16 protein-coding genes are annotated in these 18419 nt (G+C 66.3%); 6 read left to right on the top strand and 10 right to left on the bottom strand.

All coding sequences use genetic code 11. The annotated features are described in order from the left end of the window. On the bottom strand, positions 1 to 1371 hold the full coding sequence (locus AC3ANU_RS16900) for a UDP-glucose dehydrogenase family protein (RefSeq protein ID WP_488314901.1): 1371 nt from the start codon (positions 1369 to 1371) through the stop codon (positions 1 to 3). After that, entirely contained in the window at positions 1368 to 2525 is a 1158-nt protein-coding gene (locus AC3ANU_RS16895) for a glycosyltransferase family 4 protein (protein ID WP_488314900.1), read from the bottom strand. Before AC3ANU_RS16895 ends, AC3ANU_RS16900 begins: the two co-directional genes overlap by 4 nt. Positions 2526 to 2783: 258 nt before the next feature. Between AC3ANU_RS16895 and AC3ANU_RS16890 the strand changes: the two genes are divergently transcribed. Then, entirely contained in the window at positions 2784 to 3638 is an 855-nt protein-coding gene (locus tag AC3ANU_RS16890; RefSeq protein ID WP_018771801.1) for a PRC and DUF2382 domain-containing protein, read from the top strand. Positions 3639 to 3829: 191 nt separating this feature from the next. Here AC3ANU_RS16890 and AC3ANU_RS16885 read toward each other — a convergent pair whose 3' ends face one another. Further along, positions 3830 to 3955: a hypothetical protein gene (locus tag AC3ANU_RS16885; RefSeq protein ID WP_018771800.1), complete on the bottom strand. Its 126-nt coding sequence runs from the start codon at positions 3953 to 3955 to the stop codon at positions 3830 to 3832. 119 nt (positions 3956 to 4074) lie between these two features. Between AC3ANU_RS16885 and AC3ANU_RS16880 the strand changes: the two genes are divergently transcribed. Next, positions 4075 to 5391 carry a cell division protein PerM gene (locus AC3ANU_RS16880; RefSeq protein ID WP_488314899.1) on the top strand — a complete coding sequence of 439 codons (1317 nt, stop codon included), beginning with the start codon at positions 4075 to 4077 and terminating at the stop codon, positions 5389 to 5391. A 14-nt stretch (positions 5392 to 5405) separates the two neighbouring features. Here the strand turns inward: AC3ANU_RS16880 and AC3ANU_RS16875 are convergent, their stop codons facing one another. Next, positions 5406 to 5837 carry a hypothetical protein gene (locus AC3ANU_RS16875; protein WP_056393416.1) on the bottom strand — a complete coding sequence of 144 codons (432 nt, stop codon included), beginning with the start codon at positions 5835 to 5837 and terminating at the stop codon, positions 5406 to 5408. 39 nt (positions 5838 to 5876) lie between these two features. Here AC3ANU_RS16875 and purN point away from each other — a divergent pair, with 39 nt between their 5' ends. Both purN and AC3ANU_RS16865 read left to right on the top strand, forming a co-directional pair. After that, a complete protein-coding gene (gene purN, locus AC3ANU_RS16870; RefSeq protein WP_018771797.1) occupies positions 5877 to 6470 on the top strand; it encodes a phosphoribosylglycinamide formyltransferase in 594 nt (197 codons plus the stop codon). 342 nt (positions 6471 to 6812) lie between these two features. Beyond that, positions 6813 to 7541 carry a hypothetical protein gene (locus AC3ANU_RS16865; protein WP_488314898.1) on the top strand — a complete coding sequence of 243 codons (729 nt, stop codon included), beginning with the start codon at positions 6813 to 6815 and terminating at the stop codon, positions 7539 to 7541. Between the two features lie 63 nt (positions 7542 to 7604). Here the strand turns inward: AC3ANU_RS16865 and AC3ANU_RS16860 are convergent, their stop codons facing one another. Beyond that, positions 7605 to 8957, bottom strand: coding sequence for an MFS transporter (locus AC3ANU_RS16860; protein ID WP_488314897.1), 1353 nt, complete (start codon positions 8955 to 8957; stop codon positions 7605 to 7607). 143 nt (positions 8958 to 9100) lie between these two features. Here AC3ANU_RS16860 and purH point away from each other — a divergent pair, with 143 nt between their 5' ends. Continuing rightward, positions 9101 to 10786: a bifunctional phosphoribosylaminoimidazolecarboxamide formyltransferase/IMP cyclohydrolase gene (gene purH / locus AC3ANU_RS16855; protein WP_018771794.1), complete on the top strand. Its 1686-nt coding sequence runs from the start codon at positions 9101 to 9103 to the stop codon at positions 10784 to 10786. Positions 10787 to 10847: 61 nt separating this feature from the next. Here the strand turns inward: purH and AC3ANU_RS16850 are convergent, their stop codons facing one another. Then, positions 10848 to 11021 (bottom strand): hypothetical protein, encoded by a 174-nt coding sequence (locus tag AC3ANU_RS16850; RefSeq protein ID WP_166673078.1) that lies wholly within the window; start codon positions 11019 to 11021, stop codon positions 10848 to 10850. Beyond that, the gene (locus AC3ANU_RS16845) at positions 11005 to 11970 is read right to left on the bottom strand and encodes a trypsin-like serine peptidase (protein WP_018771793.1); all 966 of its coding nucleotides are present in this window, start codon (positions 11968 to 11970) and stop codon (positions 11005 to 11007) included. The genes AC3ANU_RS16850 and AC3ANU_RS16845 overlap by 17 nt, the downstream gene beginning before the upstream one ends. 328 nt (positions 11971 to 12298) lie before the next feature. On the opposite strand from AC3ANU_RS16845, the gene AC3ANU_RS16840 reads away from it, so the two are divergent. Continuing rightward, positions 12299 to 14518, top strand: a complete 2220-nt coding sequence (locus tag AC3ANU_RS16840; protein ID WP_144600502.1) for an NADP-dependent isocitrate dehydrogenase — start codon at positions 12299 to 12301, stop codon at positions 14516 to 14518. Between the two features lie 93 nt (positions 14519 to 14611). Here AC3ANU_RS16840 and AC3ANU_RS16835 read toward each other — a convergent pair whose 3' ends face one another. From AC3ANU_RS16835 to AC3ANU_RS16825, 3 genes are all read right to left on the bottom strand, one after another. Next, complete coding sequence (locus AC3ANU_RS16835; RefSeq protein ID WP_018771791.1) at positions 14612 to 15124, bottom strand: hypothetical protein; 513 nt, start codon at positions 15122 to 15124, stop codon at positions 14612 to 14614. Next, on the bottom strand, positions 15121 to 16404 hold the full coding sequence (locus AC3ANU_RS16830) for a serine/threonine-protein kinase (RefSeq protein WP_488314896.1): 1284 nt from the start codon (positions 16402 to 16404) through the stop codon (positions 15121 to 15123). Before AC3ANU_RS16830 ends, AC3ANU_RS16835 begins: the two co-directional genes overlap by 4 nt. Before the next feature lie 282 nt (positions 16405 to 16686). Then, positions 16687 to 18384, bottom strand: a complete 1698-nt coding sequence (locus AC3ANU_RS16825; RefSeq protein WP_488314895.1) for a hypothetical protein — start codon at positions 18382 to 18384, stop codon at positions 16687 to 16689. Between the last annotated feature and the right edge of the window lie 35 nt (positions 18385 to 18419).

Below are 18419 nucleotides of genomic sequence, written 5' to 3'. Positions count from 1 at the left end.
TCAGCCCACCGCGCCTGCCGTGGCCAAGGTGCCGGCGGAGGTGCCAAGGCCGCGCACCAGCCAGCCTTCCTCCCGCCACGCTGCCGCGTCCAGCACGTTCCGCGCGTCCAGGACCACCCGCCGTCGTACCAGCTGTCCGGTGACGGCGGGGCACAGCCGCCGGTACTCGTCCCATTCGGTGAGGAGCAGCACCAGTTCGGCATCCTGGAGTGCCCGCCCGGTGGACGCCTCGAAGCGCAGGCGCGGGTAGCGGCGCCAGGCAAGATTGACCGCTTTGGGGTCGGTGACGGTGACGTGCGCCCCGGCAGCGGCCAGCCGGTCCGCCACATCCAGCGCCGGCGAATCCCGGATGTCGTCCGTATCAGGCTTGAAGGAGGCGCCCAAAACAGTGACCGAGCGTCCGGCCAGCGCTCCGCCGCACAGCTCCCTGGCGAGGCCGACCGTGCGTTCACGCTGGCCAAGGTTCACCGCATCAACCAGCCGCATCCAGTCCTCCACGGCGGGCACGCCGAGTGTGGCGGCCTGTGCGCGGAAACTGCGGATGTCCTTGGGCAGGCAGCCGCCGCCGAATCCCAGCCCCGCGTGCAGGTACCTGCTGCCGATCCTCGGATCCAGCCCCATCGCCGCGCTGAGCTCCGTCACGTCCGCGCCGGCAGCATCACACAGCCCTGCCACTGCATTGATGAAGCTGACCTTGGTGGCCAGGTAGGCGTTCGCGGCCGATTTGATCAGCTCTGCCGTGGCGAAGCTGCAGACCAGGCGGGGGATCCCGGCGGCCAGCAGCGGTTCATAGACGGCATCCAGTGCTGCCGCCACCCCCAGGGGCGCACCTGTTGCCGGGTTGAAGGCAGCGGGCCGGCCGCCCTCCACGCCGTAAACCAGCCGGTCCGGCACCAGCGAGTCCTTGACGGCGGTGCCCTGCCGCAGGAACTCGGGGTTCCAGCCGAGCAGCACGTCGGGCCGTCGCGCCAGGATGCCGCGCAGCATGTCCACGGTGTCAACCGGCACGGTGGATTTGCCCACGACGACGGCGCCCGCGGCCAGGTGCGGCAGCAGGCTTTCCAGGGCGGAGACCAGGAAGGTGAGGTCGGCGGCGTCGGACGCCTTGTCCTGCGGCGTCCCCACGCACAGGAAATGAACCTGCGCGCCCCTTGCCTCTGCCGGGTCGGTGGCGAACCGCAGCCTTCCGGTGGCGCGGCCGTCCTGGAGCAGCTCGTCAAGCCCGGGCTCGTGGAATGGCGCCACCCCCTGCGCCAGTTGCTGCACCTTGCCGGGATCGACGTCGATGCCCACCACCGAGTGGCCCATGGATGCAAGGGCCGCCGCGTGAACAGCGCCCAGGTAGCCGCAGCCTATTACGGAAATCCTCATGACGGTGCTCCTGCCTTTGACGCCTTCCGCGGGGGACCGGGAACCGCCGCGGTGACGTCCCGGTAGTGCTGCACCAGTTCGGCGCACAGCGCCGGCCAGGTCCTGTCCTGCACCGACCCGTGGGCTGCCGCCGCGAACGCCCGGCGCTTGGCGTCGTCGCCCACCAGGTCCTGCACCCTGGCGCGCATGGCCGCCAGGTCGCCCGGTTCGTAAAGCCACCCGGTCCGCGAATTCTCGACCAGGTCCAGCGGACCGCCCCGCCCCGTGGCCACCACAGGAACAGCCGATGCCATGGCCTCCTGGATGGTCTGGCAGAAGGTTTCGAACTCGCCGGGGTGGACGAACAGGTCGAAGGACGCCACCGCCCGGGCCAGTTCTTCGCCGCCCAGGAACCCGGTGAACACCGCGCCGGGGAGTACCGTCTTCAACGCCGTGCGCTGGGGCCCGTCGCCCACAATCACCAACCGGGTGTTGGGGAGGCCGGAGAGGGCGGCCAGGTCCTCCACCTGTTTTTCCACGGCGAGCCTGCCCACGTAGCCGATGATCCGTTCACCGTTCGGGGCCACCGAAGCCCGCCACCCGCCGTCGCGCTTTTCCGGTGAAAACCGCGCGGTGTCCACGCCGCGGCGCCACATCCGCACCCGCGGAATGCCCCGGCCGCGCGACTGGTTCAGCGCGAACGTGGAGGGCACCAGGGTTCGGGTGGCCAGTAAATGAATGTTCTCCACCCGGTTCCATGCCCAGTTCTCCAAAAAGGGCACACCGTACCGGGCGGCATAGCTGGGGACCTCGGTCTGATAGACCGCCACGGTGGGAATGCCCAGCTGCGCGGCAGCCTGGGCGGCGCGCCAGCCCAGCACGAACGGCGAGGCAAGATGCACCACATCGGGCGCGTACTCGGCAAGGATTCGCTTGACCCGGTACACACCTCCCACGGCCACCCGCACGTTCGTATAGCCTGCCAGCGGAACCGCTGGAAGCCGGTGGACCTCGGCGCCGTTGACGTGGACTGCGGCCTCCCCGTCGTGCGCGGACGGGGCAATGACCATGACGTCGTCGCCCCGCTCCTGCAGATGGTCCAGGACCCGCAGGATTGAGTGGGTGACGCCGTTCATCAACGGCAGAAATGATTCGGCGACTATTGCGATCCTCACCCCTCAACCGTGCGCGGCCTCCCTGAAATGGCGGGGGAGTAGGCATTACCCGGAGGCAAAGGCCCGGTGAACAACTGGACCCAGTCCCGAAAAAAATTACTAAGTAGGCTTGGCATTCGATGCTAAGCATGCTTACGGTAGGGGGGTAGTCAGCGCAGAGCCTCAAGCAGCCGGGGCGGAAACCGGGCGTCGGGGACATCCCGCGCAAGGACATCCATTGCTGGCAGACCCAGTGCAACGACACATCCAAGGAGAGTCATGCTCAACAGGGAAAATCTTGAAAACCTGCTCACCAAGGGCGGCAACGTCGTCGGTTCCGATGGTACGAAGATCGGCTCGATTGGCCAGTTGTACGCAGATGACGACACGGGTGAGCCCACTTGGGTCACGGTCAAGACCGGCCTTTTCGGCACTTCCGAATCGTTCATCCCGGTCGAAGGCGCACGCCACCAGGACGACGACTTGGTAGTCCCCTACACCAAGGAGCACGTCAAGGACGCGCCCCGCGTGGACGCGGACGGCCACCTCACCCCCGAGGAAGAGGACCGTCTTTACACCTACTACGAACGCGGTGCCCGGACCTACACGCAGGCGACCACCGGCACTGACCGGGACGTTGACCTGCAGGGCGACGCCGACCTGAACGCCGGCACCCCCACGGCAGGCCTGGCGGCAGGCCACGGCACCTCCGACCGCGACACCACACGGGGAACCGTCGGCCACGACACCTCCGGCCCCACCACCGATGACGCCATGACGCGGTCGGAGGAACAGCTTCACGTGGGCACGGAGCGTGAGGCCACCGGCCGCGCGCGGCTGCGCAAGTACGTCACAACCGAGAACGTCACCAAGACCATCCCGGTGGAGCGCGAAGAAGTCCGCATTGAGCGCGAGCCCATCACGGACGCCAACCGCGGTGCCGCCATGGGCGGACCGGCCATCAGCGAGGAAGAGCACGAAGTGGTCCTCCATGAGGAGCGCCCGGTGGTGGAGAAGGAAGCCGTCCCCGTGGAGCGGGTCCGGCTGGACAAGGATGTTGTCCGCGACGACGTCACGGTCAACGAGGAAGTCCGCAAGGAAAACATCGAAACAGACGGCGGCAGCCGCCGCTGACAGGTGCGGGGGACTCGTCCCTACGTTCCGCGGGCAGGCTGGCTGAAACAGCGGCCCTGACACGGTGAACGGCGCCGGGAGCCTACTTGGGGGCTCCCGGCGCCGCACTCTTTAAACGCTGGTGCAGCCGCGCATAAACGTGGCTGCACCAGCCAGTAGGACGAATATCTTCAGAACTTACGGTTCATCTCTCATTCGCGGCTCCTGTTTTCCCGGTTTACGGAATCCGGGTCATCGAACTGGCGCCGGGTGACGGCGGCGGCCAGCAGAAATCGCAGCACGCCCTCGGCGGGGCAGCGGGTGTTGGTTTCTACCAATTTTACGGCGGCCTCCAGGAAAAAGCGCCGGCGTCCCGGTCATTTGATTGATCATCCGCGCCCCCGTGGAGCCTGTCGTTCGCGGGCAGAGCCCACCCGGCGTGACACCATGGAGCACGATGAAACTGCGCGCTGACCAGACCGGAGACCGTGGCCTTCCCATGCCGTTGTGGCTGCAGGGAGCCCTTGAAACGGCGCAGGCGGCCATCATTTCCGCGCTGGTGGTGGTGGCGCCCATCGTTGCTGTCTGGGCCACCGCCGGTTTCCAGAACGGGCAGTTCGAGGTCCTGGCCCGGCTGGCAGGCCAGTCCTGGCTCCTCGTGCACGGCGTGCCGCTGGAACTGGCGGGCGCGGGACCGCAGGCGGCCACGCACGGCGGAACCGGCGTCCTCAGCCTGATTCCCCTGGGCCTGACCCTGATCCCGTTCCTCCTTGCCTGGCGGGCTGGCCGCCGGCTGGCCCGTGCTTCCTACACGGACCAGCTGTGGCAGGCGCTGCTTGGATCCTGGCTGGTCTACGGGGCTTTCGGCGCCGCCACCGGGTTCGTCTGCCGCAATGCCGACGTCGTCATCAATCTTTGGTACGCCATGCTGGTTCCCCTGGTTCCGTACGGACTGGGCATGGTGATCGGCGCGCGCAGGGAAGCAGGATCCTGGAGCCGGCTCATCGGCGTTGACGCGGTGGACTGGATTTCGCGCACCAGCCAGCATTCGCGCTGGGCCGGTTCCTACTTCGCGTCGGTGGCCAAGGCAGGATTCGTGGCGGTGGTGTCCGCGCTTGCGTTGGCAGCAGCGCTGCTAGCAGTTGACCTGTTCATCCACTGGAACCTTGTGGTGTCTGTCTATGAGGCGCTCGACGCCGGCCCGGTGGGAGGTGCCGTCCTCACCATCGCGCAGCTCGGCTTCCTGCCCAACCTTGTGGTCTTCGCCCTCGCCTGGACATCCGGTGCCGGCTTCGCCATGGGCGTGGGCTCCCAGGTGGGTCCGCTGGGCACCGCCGTGGGTCCGCTTCCGTCCATCCCCGTCCTGGCGGCCATCCCCTCGGGCCCCCTGGATTACGCCTTCGTGGCCATGATCGTTCCGGTGCTGGCCGGTGTCATGGCGGGGTGGTGGTTCCTCCGGGAGGGAGAGAACCACTTTGATGAGTGGCTTGCCATCAAGGTCCACGCCCGCTGGTTCACGGCGACAGTTTCCACCCTCGCCCTTGGCGCGCTGGCCGGCGTGGCCGCGGGGCTGCTGACCCTGTGCCTGGCCTGGGTTGCCAGGGGCTCAGCCGGGGTGGGCCGCCTGACCGCCATTGGACCTGACCCGCTGTGGACGGGACTGTGGGTGGCCGCCGAGGTGGCTGCCGGCGTCGTGATTGGCTACGCAGCCGGACCATGGCTGGAACGCGAGAAAAGCACGGCTGCTGAACGGGACGCGGAACTGGTCCACTAGGACCTGCGCGGGGCCTAGCGCACCTTGGTGGGCAGGACGTCCTGGAACTGCACCATGCAGGCGTGGGTGGCCCGGTCCGTCAGCGCACGGCCAAGGCAGGCCTGGTACTCGCGGACCTGGTCAAAGAGGACCATGGTGGTGACAATCAGCAGCACCATGACGGCAGCGACCACCAGGCCGGAAATGGTGCCGAAGAGAATCAGCTTGGATTCCTTCAACCGGACTGCGCGGACCAGCAGGACAATTCCCAGGACCAGGCCCGAGGCGGTGAGCACCGTGGTCAGCCAGAGGTAGCCCACATCCAGCTGGTAGACGAAGAACGCGCCGAGCACCGAGACCACGAACATCCGGAACAGGGTCTGGGTCTTGGCGAGGGACGCTTTCGCCGCCTCGCTGAGCGGGGGCCTGACCTGCTGCTGCCCGCTCCGGCCCGGTTCGCTGTTCATGTTTTCCAGCGTACGCGAGCCTGCACCTAAGCTGGACCAATGCGTATCGTCGTCCTCGTTTCCGGCACCGGGTCCAATCTCCAGGCAGTCATCGACGCCGTCAAGGCGGGCGGGCTCGCTGTGGAAATCGCTGCGGTGGGCGCGGACCGCGAAGGAACGTACGGCGTCGAACGCTCCGCTGCCGCCGGCATCCCCACGTTCGTGGTGGACTTCAAGGCCTACCCGGACCGTGCCGACTGGAATGCCGCCCTGACCGAAGCCGTGGCCGCCTACAAGCCGGACGTGGTGGTGTCTTCAGGGTTCATGCGGATTGTCAGCCCCGGTTTCATCGACGCGTTCAACGGCAGGTACCTCAACACGCACCCGGCGCTGCTGCCGGCGTTCCCAGGGGCCCATGGCGTGCGGGATGCGATGGCATACGGGGTGAAGGTCACGGGCTGCACCGTCCACTGGGCGGACGCGGGCGTGGACACCGGCCCCATCATTGCCCAGGAGGCCGTGACCATCGAGGACTCAGACACCGAGGAAACGCTGCACGAACGCATCAAGGTGGTGGAGCGGCGGCTCCTGGTCTCCACCTTGGCGGCCCTCGCCGCAGACCCCTCGTTCCCGTCCCCCCAGCCCCCCAACTAGCTCGCAGTTGTTGTCGTTTTGACCCGTCAAAACGACAACAACTGCGAGTCACTTAATCATCGCCGCCGCTGGCTGTGGATAACTCCGGCAGATGGCAGAAGCGTTTGCGACTATGGTCGCGTGAAGACGCCTCGTCCACTTCCCGCCGAGATCGCCCGGGTGCCGTTTACGTGCCAGGAAGCGGTCGACGCCGGCGTAACTCTTAGGCGGCTGCGCCACGGAGGGCTGGACGCACCCAGCCGCGGCATCAGGGTCCCGCAAGACGGCTCGGGCTAGGGTCGAGAGGGCACGGCCCTGTCTGAAGCGTTGAGGCCGTTTACGAGGATCACTTCGTTTTCGGCGGTGTCCCACGCCACGGCCTTCACGTTCTGGAGTTTTCCTGGTTTTTTGCCCGGTCAAGAGGACCCGCTGATCCATATTTCCCGTCCGGACACCATGGCTATTCCCCGCCGCAAGGGCGTTGTCGGCCACGTAGGACAGTTCTTCGACGACGAGATCGTGCATGTGGAAGGGGTGCTGGTAACCAGCAGGCCCCGGACATGGCTGGACAATGCCCGAAGGATGAGCGTTGAGGAGCTGACAGTAGTGGCGGACCATCTTCTGCGGGTGCCGAGGGCTGCGTTCGAAATCAGGACGGAGCCGTTTTGTACCCTTGGGCAGTTGTCCGACATGTTGGATCGACACAAAGGTACACCCGGCATCCGGAAGGCAAGACTTGCCCTGGAGTTGGCGCGGGTTGGTTCGGACTCGGCGCCGGAGACGCGGCTTCGGCTTGCCCTGAACGCCGCGTGCCTGCCTGAGCCGATGCTGAACATGCCCATCGAACTTCGCCCCGGCGTCATTCGTCAGCCTGACCTGAGCTATCCGGAGTACAGGATTGCGGTGGAATACGACGGCGACGGCCATTCCGAGCCACAACAGATCGTTAGGGATATCGACCGCGAGGAGGATTTCAGCCGAGGAGGATGGCTGCTCGTGAGGATCTCAAAGCGCCACATGCAAAACCAGGCGTTGTCCGCCCTCTCGAAAGTGCGCGGGGCGCTTCTCAGTAGAGGCTGGGTACCAAAGTAGCTCGCAGTTGATGCCGTTTTGACGTGCGAGAACGACAGCAACTGCGAGTCAGTTGGGAACCGTCTACTGCAGCCGGCGCTGGCGGGTTTCGGGGGAGAAGAACGCCATCCACAAAACGGAGACCAGTACCAGGGCTCCCGCCAGTGCAAACGACGTTGCAAGCCCGAGTTCCGGCCAGAAGTAGTTCGCGAAGATCAGCGGCCCAAAACCTGCGCCGAGGCGCGAGAACGTGGATGCCCAGCCGAAGCCGGTGCCGCGCAGTTCTGTGGGATAGAGCTCGGACACGTAGGCATACAGCACGGGGATGGCCACCTGCACCACGAAGCCGAACACCAGCAGCCAGAACACCGCGGCCGTGGGGATGTCCACCACGAAAGCCACAATCACCAGCGTAAGAGCGGACAGCGGGCCGGTGATGGCCAGGATCCATTTGCGGCCCACACGCTCCACCAAGAGCGCTGCCACCACCACGCCAAGGAAGCCGACGGCGGCCATGGAGGCTGTGGTGACGAACGCCTTGTACTCGGCGAACCCTGCGCCGATGAGGATGCGCGGCATCCAGGTCAGGGACAAGTAGTAAACCAGCAGGATGCTGAAGAACAGGGACCATGCGGCGGCGGTGATCTTCCAGCTGAACTGCCACACTGAGCGCAGCTGCGTCCAGGCGTTGCCGGCGGAGAGCCGCGGGACATCCCTGGCGTCCGGAAGGCTGTAGGCACGCGGTTCTGCCCCGGTTGCTTCCACCAGTCCGTCGATGATCCGGGCCGCTTCCTCCCGCCGGCCTTTCCGGATCAGGAACAGCGGGGACTCGGGCACGCTGCGCCGGACCCAGAAAACCAGCAGCGCCGGCAGGACCATCACCAGCATGGTCAGCCGCCAGTCGCCGTAAAGGGCCACCAGCCCGGCCGAGACGAATCCCGCCAGGGCAGCGCCGATGGGCCACCAGCCATCCATGGCCGTAAGCACTTTCCCGCGCTGCTTCCGCGGCGTGAACTCACCCACCAGTGCGTAGTCCACGGGAATGCAGCCGCCCAGGCCGAATCCTGCCAGGAACCGGAAGGCGCAGAACCAGATGAAGTCGGGGGCGAAGGCGCCGCACACGGTGAACACGGAGAAGAGCAGGAGGGTTGCCGTGAAGGCCTTCTTGCGCCCCACGGTGTCCGCGATGGTTCCCCAGATGAAGGCGCCCAGCGCCATTCCGACCAGGTTCGCCGTGCCCACCCAGGCCGCTTCCCCCGCGGAAAGGGACCAGTGCTTGGACAGCAGCGGAATCAGGATGCCGTTCAGGGTTACATCCCAGGCATCGAACATGAAGCCGAGGCCTCCGATCAGGAAGATCCTGCCCTGGACTTTCCATCGCCAGGGCAGTTCCTGGACCACCTGTTCGCCGCTGGGCACAGTGGTGTATGTATTCATCGCCGCCTCCTGTCCAAAACTTTAGCCCGGCCCCAGCCCGTTCACACTCCGGCGTCCACGCCGGGCAACCCCGCCCTTCGCGATAAACTGGCCCTATCCCCACCAACCGCGGCCCTGTACCGCGAGATAAGACGGAGACATTTGTGAGCTTCACGCAGCATGAGCGCGTATCCATTGACCGTGTACCCATCCGCCGGGCCCTGATCTCGGTTTACGACAAAACCGGTCTGGAGGAGCTCGCCACGGGCCTGCACGCAGCGGGCGTGAAGCTCGTCTCCACCGGCTCCACGGCAAAGAAGATCGCCGCCGCGGGCATCCCCGTGCAGGAGGTGGAGGAAGTCACCGGTTCCCCCGAAATGCTGGACGGCCGCGTCAAGACGCTGCACCCGCGTGTGCACGGCGGCATCCTGGCGGACCGGCGCGTTCCGGCCCACATGGAAACCCTTGCCAGCATGGACATCGAAGCCTTCGACCTGGTGGTGGTGAACCTCTACCCGTTCGTGGAGACCGTCAAGTCCGGCGCCGCCCAGGATGACGTCGTCGAACAGATCGACATCGGAGGCCCCGCCATGGTGCGTTCGGCCGCCAAGAACCACGCCGCCGTCGCCATTGTGGTGGACCCGTCCTTCTACGGCCAGGTGGTGGAGGCCGCCGCCGCCGGCGGTTTCGACCTCAAGACCCGCCGCCGCCTCGCCGCCAAGGCCTTCGCCCACACCGCGTCTTATGACAACGCGGTTGCCACCTGGACCGCCAGCCAGTTCCTGGACGAGGACGGCGACGGCGTCATCGACTGGCCCGCCTACGCCGGCCTGTCCCTGGAACGCTCCGAGGTCCTCCGCTACGGCGAAAACCCGCACCAGCAGGCTGCACTGTACGTGGACAAAGCCGCCCCGGTGGGCATCGCCCAGGCGGACCAGCTGCACGGCAAGGCCATGAGCTACAACAACTTCGTGGACGCCGACGCCGCCCTGCGCGCTGCCTACGACTTCAGCGAGCCCGCCGTCGCCATCATCAAGCACGCCAACCCCTGCGGTGTGGCCGTCGGCTCCAAGGACGCCGCAGACCCCATCGCCGACGCGCACGCCAAGGCCCACGCCTGCGACCCCGTCTCCGCGTTCGGCGGCGTCATCGCCGCAAACCGCCCCGTCACCGCAGGCATGGCCAACACCGTCAAGGACATCTTCACCGAAGTGGTCATCGCCCCCGGCTTCGAGCCGGAAGCCGTGGAGATCCTGTCCAAGAAGAAGAACATCCGCCTGCTCGCCCTTCCCGAAGGCTACGGCCGTTACCCCACGGAGTTCCGCCAGGTCTCCGGGGGCATGCTGGTCCAGGTAAGCGACAAGGTGGACGCCGATGGCGACAACCCCGCCAACTGGACCCTCGCAGCCGGTGAAGCAGCGGACGAGAAGACCCTCGCGGACCTTGCCTTCGCGTGGACAGCCTGCCGGGCCGCCAAGTCCAACGCCATCCTCCTCGCCGAGAACGGCGCAGCTGTGGGCATCGGCATGGGCCAGGTCAACCGGCTCGACTCCTGCCGCCTGGCCGTGGAGCGGGCCAACACGCTGGGCGTCACGGTGGAGTCCGACGTCGAAGGTGCCGGCGGTGCCTCCAACGCCAGCGCTGCCGGCGCACCGCAGCGGGCCCGCGGCGCCGTGGCTGCCTCCGACGCGTTCTTCCCGTTCGCCGACGGCCTCCAGATCCTGATCGACGCCGGCGTCCGCGCTGTCGTGCAGCCGGGCGGATCCGTGCGCGATGAAGAGGTGATCGCGGCAGCCAATGCGGCCGGCATCACCATGTACTTCACCGGGGCCCGCCACTTCTTCCACTAGGACAAACGACGGCGCCCGCCCCCTGAGCAAAGGGGGCGGGCGCAGTCGTCGTTGTGCCGGCTTAGTCCTGGTCAGCTGAACCGGGGCCGGGCTCCGGAAGTTGGATCTCCCGGGGCTTGGCCTCTGCCATTCGTTGCTTTGTCCAGTACTCGAGGACTTCCTCGTGTGACTGGGTCAGGTCAACGTGGCTGACAGGATCCTCGTCGGGCCCGGGTTCCTTAGGATTTTGCTGCACTGGCGTAGGTTGCCTGGATGACTGAGCCCCAGTATGGGCCGTACATCACGGCAGAACGGTTGTAGCCGTAGCTGTTGATGGAGTTCTGCACGCCATCGGAGCTGGTCCCGATGAACCACGGGCCGCCTGAGGAACCCCCGGTCATGTCGCAGGGGATGCCCTGGCTGTTGAACTGCGGGTTGTTCGGATCATTGGTTGCCGTGCCGGTGCAGCTCTTGAGGGTCTCACCGTTGTACGGGGCAGCGGCGGGGTAGCCGTAGGACTTGTAAGTCAGGCCCCGGGCCTGGTTGAAGGCCACGCCCGAGCCTCCGACCACAGCGGTGAGGTTCTTGCCGTTCAGGGGGTTCATGACGGCGAAGCCGGTGTCGTACGTCATGTCACCGTTTGAGACCCACTGGCTCGGCGCGTACAGGGCCCGTGCAGACCACTTGCCATACGGTGCTGCGCCATTCTCATAGGCAGGAACAAAGACGAAGTTGGTGGCGTACGCTCCAGGCCCCTCGTTAACGCAGTGTCCCGCTGTGGCAACCGTGCTGCCGTTGGTCGATGAGACAGCGTTGCCGGAGCACACATAGTTGGCGCCCCCCAGGGTGAAGAAGACCTTGCCGATGTGGCTGACCGGCGTTTCGCTCTTGGCAGTGCTGCCGGTGCTCTTGGTGCCCTTGGTGGAAGACGGTTTGCCCTTCTCCACGACGGCTGCGCTGGAGCGGTTGCCGCGTTCCAGTGCCTTGCCGGCCAGGGTGTCGCCGGGGATGGCGCTCTGCATCCGCTCCGGTGTCCAGTAGTCGGCAGCACCCGCCGCGTCAAGGACAGCACTGGTAACGGACGGATTCGTGTGGTCGTCCGCCGCTGCTGGTGTTGCGGTGGCGGCACCTGCACTGGTGAAAGCCAGAACGGCGGCCGCGGAGAGGCTCAGGAGGGCGGAAGCCAGAGACCTGGTGCTTGTCATTGTTGTCCTGTCTGAACGGGGAAAGGCGTGGGAATGCCAAGTGTGACCCTGCGAATTTATCCCTCCATGACAGATTTGTAAATAGTAGTGACGTATCATGTATGGCCTGCATTGTCCCGGGATGGAGCCCTGGTGGCCGGGTGCCCGGGCGCGGCGGGCACCCGGTTTCCTGCCGCCGTCTGCCGTTCTCCATCGCTGTAATCCTGCCCACGGCAGGGGTAACGCTGGGCCTCCGGTACGCTTCAAACTGGTGTCCTCGGGTAAGTTGTACATGGTGAAATAGACCGAATTTTCACAACCAAGCCGACCCACAGGGAGACGCCCGCGCATGTCCAAGATTATCTACACCCACACCGACGAAGCGCCGATGCTGGCTACCTATTCGTTCCTGCCCATCATCGAGGCGTTCGCTTCGACAGCAGGTGTGGAGGTGGAGACCCGCGACATTTCGCTCGCCGGCCGCATCATCGCCCAGTTCGGTGACTACCTGACCCCCGAGCAGCAGATCGGTGACGCCCTTGCTGAGCTCGGTGAGCTGGCGAAGACGCCGGAAGCCAACATCATCAAGCTGCCCAACATCAGTGCCTCCATCCCGCAGCTGAAGGCCGCCATCGCCGAACTGCAGGGCCAGGGCTACGCGCTGCCGGACTATCCGGACAACCCCTCCTCCGACGAGGAAACCGCCGTCCGCTCGCGCTACGACAAGATCAAGGGCTCGGCTGTGAACCCGGTCCTGCGCGAAGGCAACTCGGACCGCCGGGCCCCGCTGTCAGTCAAGAACTACGCCCGCCAGAACCCGCACTCCATGGGCGCCTGGACCCCTGACTCCAAGACCAACGTGGCCACCATGGGCCAGGATGACTTCCGGTCCAACGAGAAGTCCGTGGTCATCGAGTCCGAGGGCACCATCGCCATCCAGCTGGTCCGCGAGGACGGCTCGGTGAAGGTCCTGAAGAAGGCCTTCCCGGTCCTGGCCGGCGAGGTCATCGACGGCACTGTGATGCGCGCCGCCGCCCTGGATGAATTCCTGAAGGCCCAGGTGGCCCGCGCCAAGGAAGAAGGCGTGCTGTTCTCCGCACACCTGAAGGCCACCATGATGAAGGTCTCGGACCCCATCATCTTCGGCCACGTGGTCAAGGCCTACTTCTCCGAACTCTTCGAAACCTACGGCAAGCAGCTCTCGGCAGCCGGCATCAGCCCCAACAACGGCCTTGCCGCCATCCTGAGCAGCCTTGAGGACCTTCCCGCGGATGTGCGCGACGGCGTGCAGAACCTGATCAAGAAGGGCCTGGAAGACGGTCCCGCCCTGGCCATGGTGGACTCGGACAAGGGCATCACCACCTTGAACGTCCCCAGCGACGTCATCGTGGACGCCTCCATGCCTGCCATGATCCGCAGCTCCGGCCACATGTGGGGACCGGACGGCAAGGAAGCGGACACCCTGGCCGTCCTGCCGGACAGCTCCTACGCCGGCATCTACCAGGTGGTCATCGATGACTGCCGCGCCAACGGTGCCTACGACCCCACCACCATGGGCACTGTGCCGAACGTTGGCCTCATGGCACAGGCAGCCGAGGAATACGGCAGCCACGACAAGACCTTCGAGATCCAGGAAGCCGGCCGGATCCAGATCGTGGACGGCTCGGGCAACGTGCTGATCGAACACGAGGTTTCCGAGGGCGACATCTGGCGCGCCTGCCAGACAAAGGATGCCGCCATCCGCGACTGGGTCAAGCTGGCCGTCACCCGCGCCCGTGCCTCGCAGACCCCGGCCGTGTTCTGGCTGGACGAGGAACGCGCCCACGACGCCAACCTCATCGCCAAGGTCAACGAGTACCTGAAGGACCACGACACCAACGGCCTGGACATCCAGATCATGTCCCCGGTCAAGGCGATCGCCTTCACCCTGGAACGCATCCGCAAGGGCGAGGACACCATCTCCGTCACGGGCAACGTGCTCCGCGACTACCTCACGGACCTGTTCCCCATCCTGGAGCTGGGAACCAGCGCCAAGATGCTCTCGGTCGTTCCGCTGATGAACGGCGGCGGACTCTTTGAAACCGGTGCCGGCGGTTCCGCGCCGAAGCACGTCCAGCAGCTGCTCAAGGAAAACCACCTCCGCTGGGACAGCCTGGGCGAGTTCCTGGCGCTGGCCGTCAGCTTCGAGCACCTGGCCACCACCACGGGCAACGCCCGCGCGCAGGTCCTGGCCGACACCCTGGACCGCGCCACCGGCACGTTCCTGCTGGAGAACAAGTCCCCGAGCCGCCGCGTGGGCGAGCTGGACAACCGCGGCAGCCACTACTTCCTGGCCCGCTACTGGGCGGAGGAGCTGGCCAAGCAGACGGACGACGCCGACCTGGCCGCCGCTTTCGGTTCCGTCGCCAAGGAGCTGTCCTCCAAGGAGGAGACGATTGTGGGCGAGCTGGCCGAGGTCCAGGGCTCACCCGTGGACATTGGCGGCTACTACCGCCCCGAGGATGCCAAGGCCTCCGCGGTGATGCGTCCTTCCGCCACCCTTAATCAGGTCATCGCCGGCCTGGCCTAGCACCGGCCGCTGCTGCGACAGCTGACAAAGAGAGGCGGTGGCCGGATCGTTCCGGACACCGCCTCTCTTTGTGCTCTTTATAGTATGGGCGGGCTAGTTCTTGCCTTTGCCTTTGTCGGCGTTGCTGTTCTTGCCGGTGTCCGCGCCGGAGCCGCCCGCGTTGCCCTGGGCCGGTGCCGGGGCGGGAGCCGGCTGGGGCGCGGGTGCCTCGGCGGTGGGGGATGGGCTTTGAGCTGCCTGCGCGGCGTTCCGGGCATCCTCGGCGGCTTTGGCCGCAGCCTGCTGTGCGGCGACAACCTCGTTCAGGTCTGCCCGGACAGCGGAGGCCACGGTGGTGATGCTGCGGCGCCGTTCCTCCGAGACCTTGCCCTTTGCCTGCAGTGAAGTGAGGTCGGCTTCAAGGCCTTCCAGTGCCTTCAGTGCCGACGCAGGATCGTTTTGGGACGACGCCTGCGTCACTTCCAGCACGCGTGCCTGGAGCTGTGCCGCAGCTTCGCGCTGAAGGCCGTTTCCCGGCGCCGCGCAGGCGCTGAGGTAGCCTGCCGCCAGAAAGGCCGCCGAGAAAGCCAGGACCAGCCGGCCCGGGATTGTCTGCCGCGGCGTCACGGCTCCACGCTTTTCTGCAGCTCCTGCAGATGGTCGCCCAGGACGCCGGTCACGGTGGGATAAGGGACGACGTCGGCGGGCCGGGCCGAGATGCTCATCATCACCGCAGCCACGGCTGCAGCAATGACAAGGACACCAAGCACGACGACCAGCCATATCCGTTGGTTCCGGGAGAGGCGGGGTGTGCGGGGAGCCTTGCCCGCGGATGCACCGGCAACCACTCCGGCCGTTGCCACTCCGCTCGTTTCCACTCCGGAACCAGCCGGCGATGCAGCAGGTTGGGCGGCTGATGCGGGATCGGCAGCCTCTGTAGAGGCCGCTGCCTCGCGCACATCATCCACCGATTCCTCAGCGGTGATCGAGGGCGGGTGGAAGGGCATGGCGGGAAGCACCCGCGTGGTTTCCGGTGCCAGTTCTCCCGGCGTTGAAGCCGGCGAGACCAGTGCCTGACGGAGTGCCGTTTCGATGTCGGCGGCCGCAGGGCGTTCCAGCGGCTCGATGCCAGTCATGGAACGGATGAGGTCCGCCCATTCCGGGGGAACGTCGTCGGGGATCTCCGGGGCGCGGTGGAGCCGGGCAACGGCGGATTCCACTGCGCTGCCGGGGTACTCCACGGTGCCCTTGATGCACTCAAGCAGCACCAGTCCAAGGGAGTAGATATCCGTGGCTGACGAAAGGGGTTTGCCAAGGGCCTGCTCGGGGCTGAGGTAGGCAGCCGTGCCCACCATGGTGCCCGTGGCCGTGAGCCGGGTGGAATCCGCGATCCTGGCGATGCCGAAATCCGTGAGCTTGGGCCGCAGCGGCTCACCCGGGCGGATCTGGACCAGCAGGATGTTCCCCGGTTTGATATCGCGGTGGATGATGCCCAGGCCATGAACGTACGCCAGAGCGTCGGCGATGCCGGCTCCGATCACGGACAGCTCTTCCAGGGGTACCCGGCTGTGCCTGATGCGGCTGCGCAGGTCCTGGCCCTCGACGAGTTCCATGGTCAGGAAGGGCCGGGGCTCGTCCGGAATGCGGTCATCGATCCCGGCGTCGAAGAGCGTCACCAGGCCGGGGTGGTTCAGGGTGGCCAGAAGTTGGATTTCGGCTTCCTGCCGCTTAAGCTCGTCCGCATCCGGAGCCTGCGGGGCGAAGAGTTTCAACGCCACGTCACGGCCCAGCTTTTCGTCCCGTGCGCAGTACACCGACGACATCCCGCCGCGGCCTATGACCTCACCTAAACGATAGCGACCGCCGACAACTTCATTCTTGATGGAGCTAGGCGATTCCGCCACCATGACCGTTCCTCCCGGTGCGCTGCGGCACTGTCGTACCTCAAATTATACGGGCGGGACGGCGGAACCAGCGATTGACCTAGGGTTTCGCGTTGCGACACGCCGACGGCCCGGCGGCGATTTCAAACACGTTCGCCGCCGGACCATTGGCTACAAGGACATGTGTGCTGATGACATGTTTTGTACTGTTACTTGGTTGTTCGGTGGGTGTCCTCCTCTCGTCAGCCCGCCGGGTGCTGCCGCTTCAGGCGCGTGCGCGGGCGGTTTCCTTACAGGACTCAGGCCTCAGGACACCTTGCGCTTGCGGAGCATCAGGAGTCCGCCTGCCAGAAGCACCAGTGCCAGGGGAACCAGCGCTCCGTCCCAGCCGGTGTTGGCCAGGCGGGTGTGGGCTGAGCCGGTGTTGGCAAGGGCAGGATTGCCGCCAGTCGGAGTGCTCCGCGGTGTGGTGACCGGGGCGATGGCCCCGCTCACTGCGGTGGAGCCTGCCGGTGCAGCGGTGAAGTTGCCGCTTCCTGCAGTACCAGTACCGCTTGTGGAGTCATTGCCGGAAGTCGAGCCGCCGTTGCCGGCAGGGTCGCCTGACCCCGGAGTGCTGGTTCCGGGATCAAGGGTGCCGGTGTCTCCGGTGGTGCCGTCTCCCGGGGTGGTGGTTCCCGGGTCAGTGGTGCCGGGTGTGTTGGTGCCCGGAGTGCTGGTTCCGCTGTCATTACCGAGTCCGATACCCAGGTCAATGCCAAGGTCGACAACGGCATCCAGGCCGCCAGCGTCCGCAGTTCCGGTGTCCACACCGGCTCCAAGGTCGATGCCTGCGTCGACTCCACCCGATGTATCACTGCTGGTGACGCCACCGATGGTGAGGTCGAGAACTGCCTCAACGGTAGTGCCGAGCCCACTGGTATCGCCGGCACTCACGCCGCCGAGTCCCAGGTCTGCGGCTGCGTCCACGGCGAGGTTTGCCGTGGTGCCGTCCGTGGTGGTGGTGCCGGTGCTTCCGAGGCCGAGGTTTACGTCCACTGCGGCGGCCAGGTCGGTGGTGCCGGTTGTTGTGGGGTCGGTGGTGCCGGTGAGTCCCAGGTCTGCGGCTGCGTCCACGGCGAGGTTTGCCGTGGTGCCGTCCGTGGTGGTGGTGCCGGTGCCGGTGCTTCCGAGGCCGAGGTTTACGTCCACTGCGGCGGTCAGGTCGGTGGTGCCGGTTGTTGTGGGGTCGGTGGTGCCGGTGAGTCCCAGGTCTGCGGCTGCGTCCACGGCGAGGTTTGCCGTGGTGCCGTCCGTGGTGCCGGTGTCGGTGCCGGTGCTTCCGAGGCCGAGGTTTACGTCCACTGCGGCGGCCAGGTCGGTGGTGCCGGTTGTTGTGGGGTCGGTGGTGCCGGCGAGTCCCAGGTCTGCGGCTGCGTCGACGGCGAGGTTTGCCGTGGTGGCGTCCGTGGTGGTGGTGCCGGTGCTTCCGAGGCCGAGGTTTACGTCCACTGCGGCGGCCAGGTCGGTGGTGCCGGTTGTTGTGGGGTCGGTGGTGCCGGCGAGTCCCAGGTCTGCGGCTGCGTCGACGGCGAGGTTTGCCGTGGTGGCGTCCGTGGTGGTGGTGCCGGTGCTTCCGAGGCCGAGGTTTACGTCCACTGCGGCGGCCAGGTCGGTAGTGCCGAGCCCACTGGTATCGCCGGCACTCACGCCGCCGAGTCCCAGGTCTGCGGCTGCGTCGACGGCGAGGTTTGCCGTGGTGGCGTCCGTGGTGGTGGTGCCGGTGCTTCCGAGGCCGAGGTTTACGTCCACTGCGGCGGCGACGCCTGTTGAGCCGGCCGGCGTTGGGTCACCCAGCAGGCCCAACGACGTCGAGTCAGCGGGCGCCGCCGCCGAGATGAGGGCGGAAGCGGAAAGATCCGTCCCGCTGGTGGTGTCCGCTGCGTTTGCGGCAGCGCAGCCGAAGGCCAGAAGGCCGCCGGCAAAGAGGGTGCTAAGCAGCCCCCTGCGAAGGGTGCAGTTCATGATGGTTACTCCTGAAGTTGAGGTAGTTCGGGCGC

It is taken from the genome of Arthrobacter sp. SDR-2R (assembly GCF_057747955.1).
This window is presented reverse-complemented; position numbering and strand designations above follow the sequence as displayed.

Coding starts and splice junctions, on each gene's coding strand:
- AC3ANU_RS16900 (WP_488314901.1), bottom strand. CDS start 1,371: ATGAGGATTTCCGTAATAGGCTGCGGCTACCTGGGCGCTGTTCACGCG.
- AC3ANU_RS16890 (WP_018771801.1), top strand. CDS start 2,784: ATGCTCAACAGGGAAAATCTTGAAAACCTGCTCACCAAGGGCGGCAAC.
- AC3ANU_RS16880 (WP_488314899.1), top strand. CDS start 4,075: ATGAAACTGCGCGCTGACCAGACCGGAGACCGTGGCCTTCCCATGCCG.
- AC3ANU_RS16875 (WP_056393416.1), bottom strand. CDS start 5,837: ATGAACAGCGAACCGGGCCGGAGCGGGCAGCAGCAGGTCAGGCCCCCG.
- purN (WP_018771797.1), top strand. CDS start 5,877: ATGCGTATCGTCGTCCTCGTTTCCGGCACCGGGTCCAATCTCCAGGCA.
- AC3ANU_RS16860 (WP_488314897.1), bottom strand. CDS start 8,957: ATGAATACATACACCACTGTGCCCAGCGGCGAACAGGTGGTCCAGGAA.
- AC3ANU_RS16845 (WP_018771793.1), bottom strand. CDS start 11,970: ATGACAAGCACCAGGTCTCTGGCTTCCGCCCTCCTGAGCCTCTCCGCG.
- AC3ANU_RS16840 (WP_144600502.1), top strand. CDS start 12,299: ATGTCCAAGATTATCTACACCCACACCGACGAAGCGCCGATGCTGGCT.
- AC3ANU_RS16830 (WP_488314896.1), bottom strand. CDS start 16,404: ATGGTGGCGGAATCGCCTAGCTCCATCAAGAATGAAGTTGTCGGCGGT.
- AC3ANU_RS16825 (WP_488314895.1), bottom strand. CDS start 18,384: ATGAACTGCACCCTTCGCAGGGGGCTGCTTAGCACCCTCTTTGCCGGC.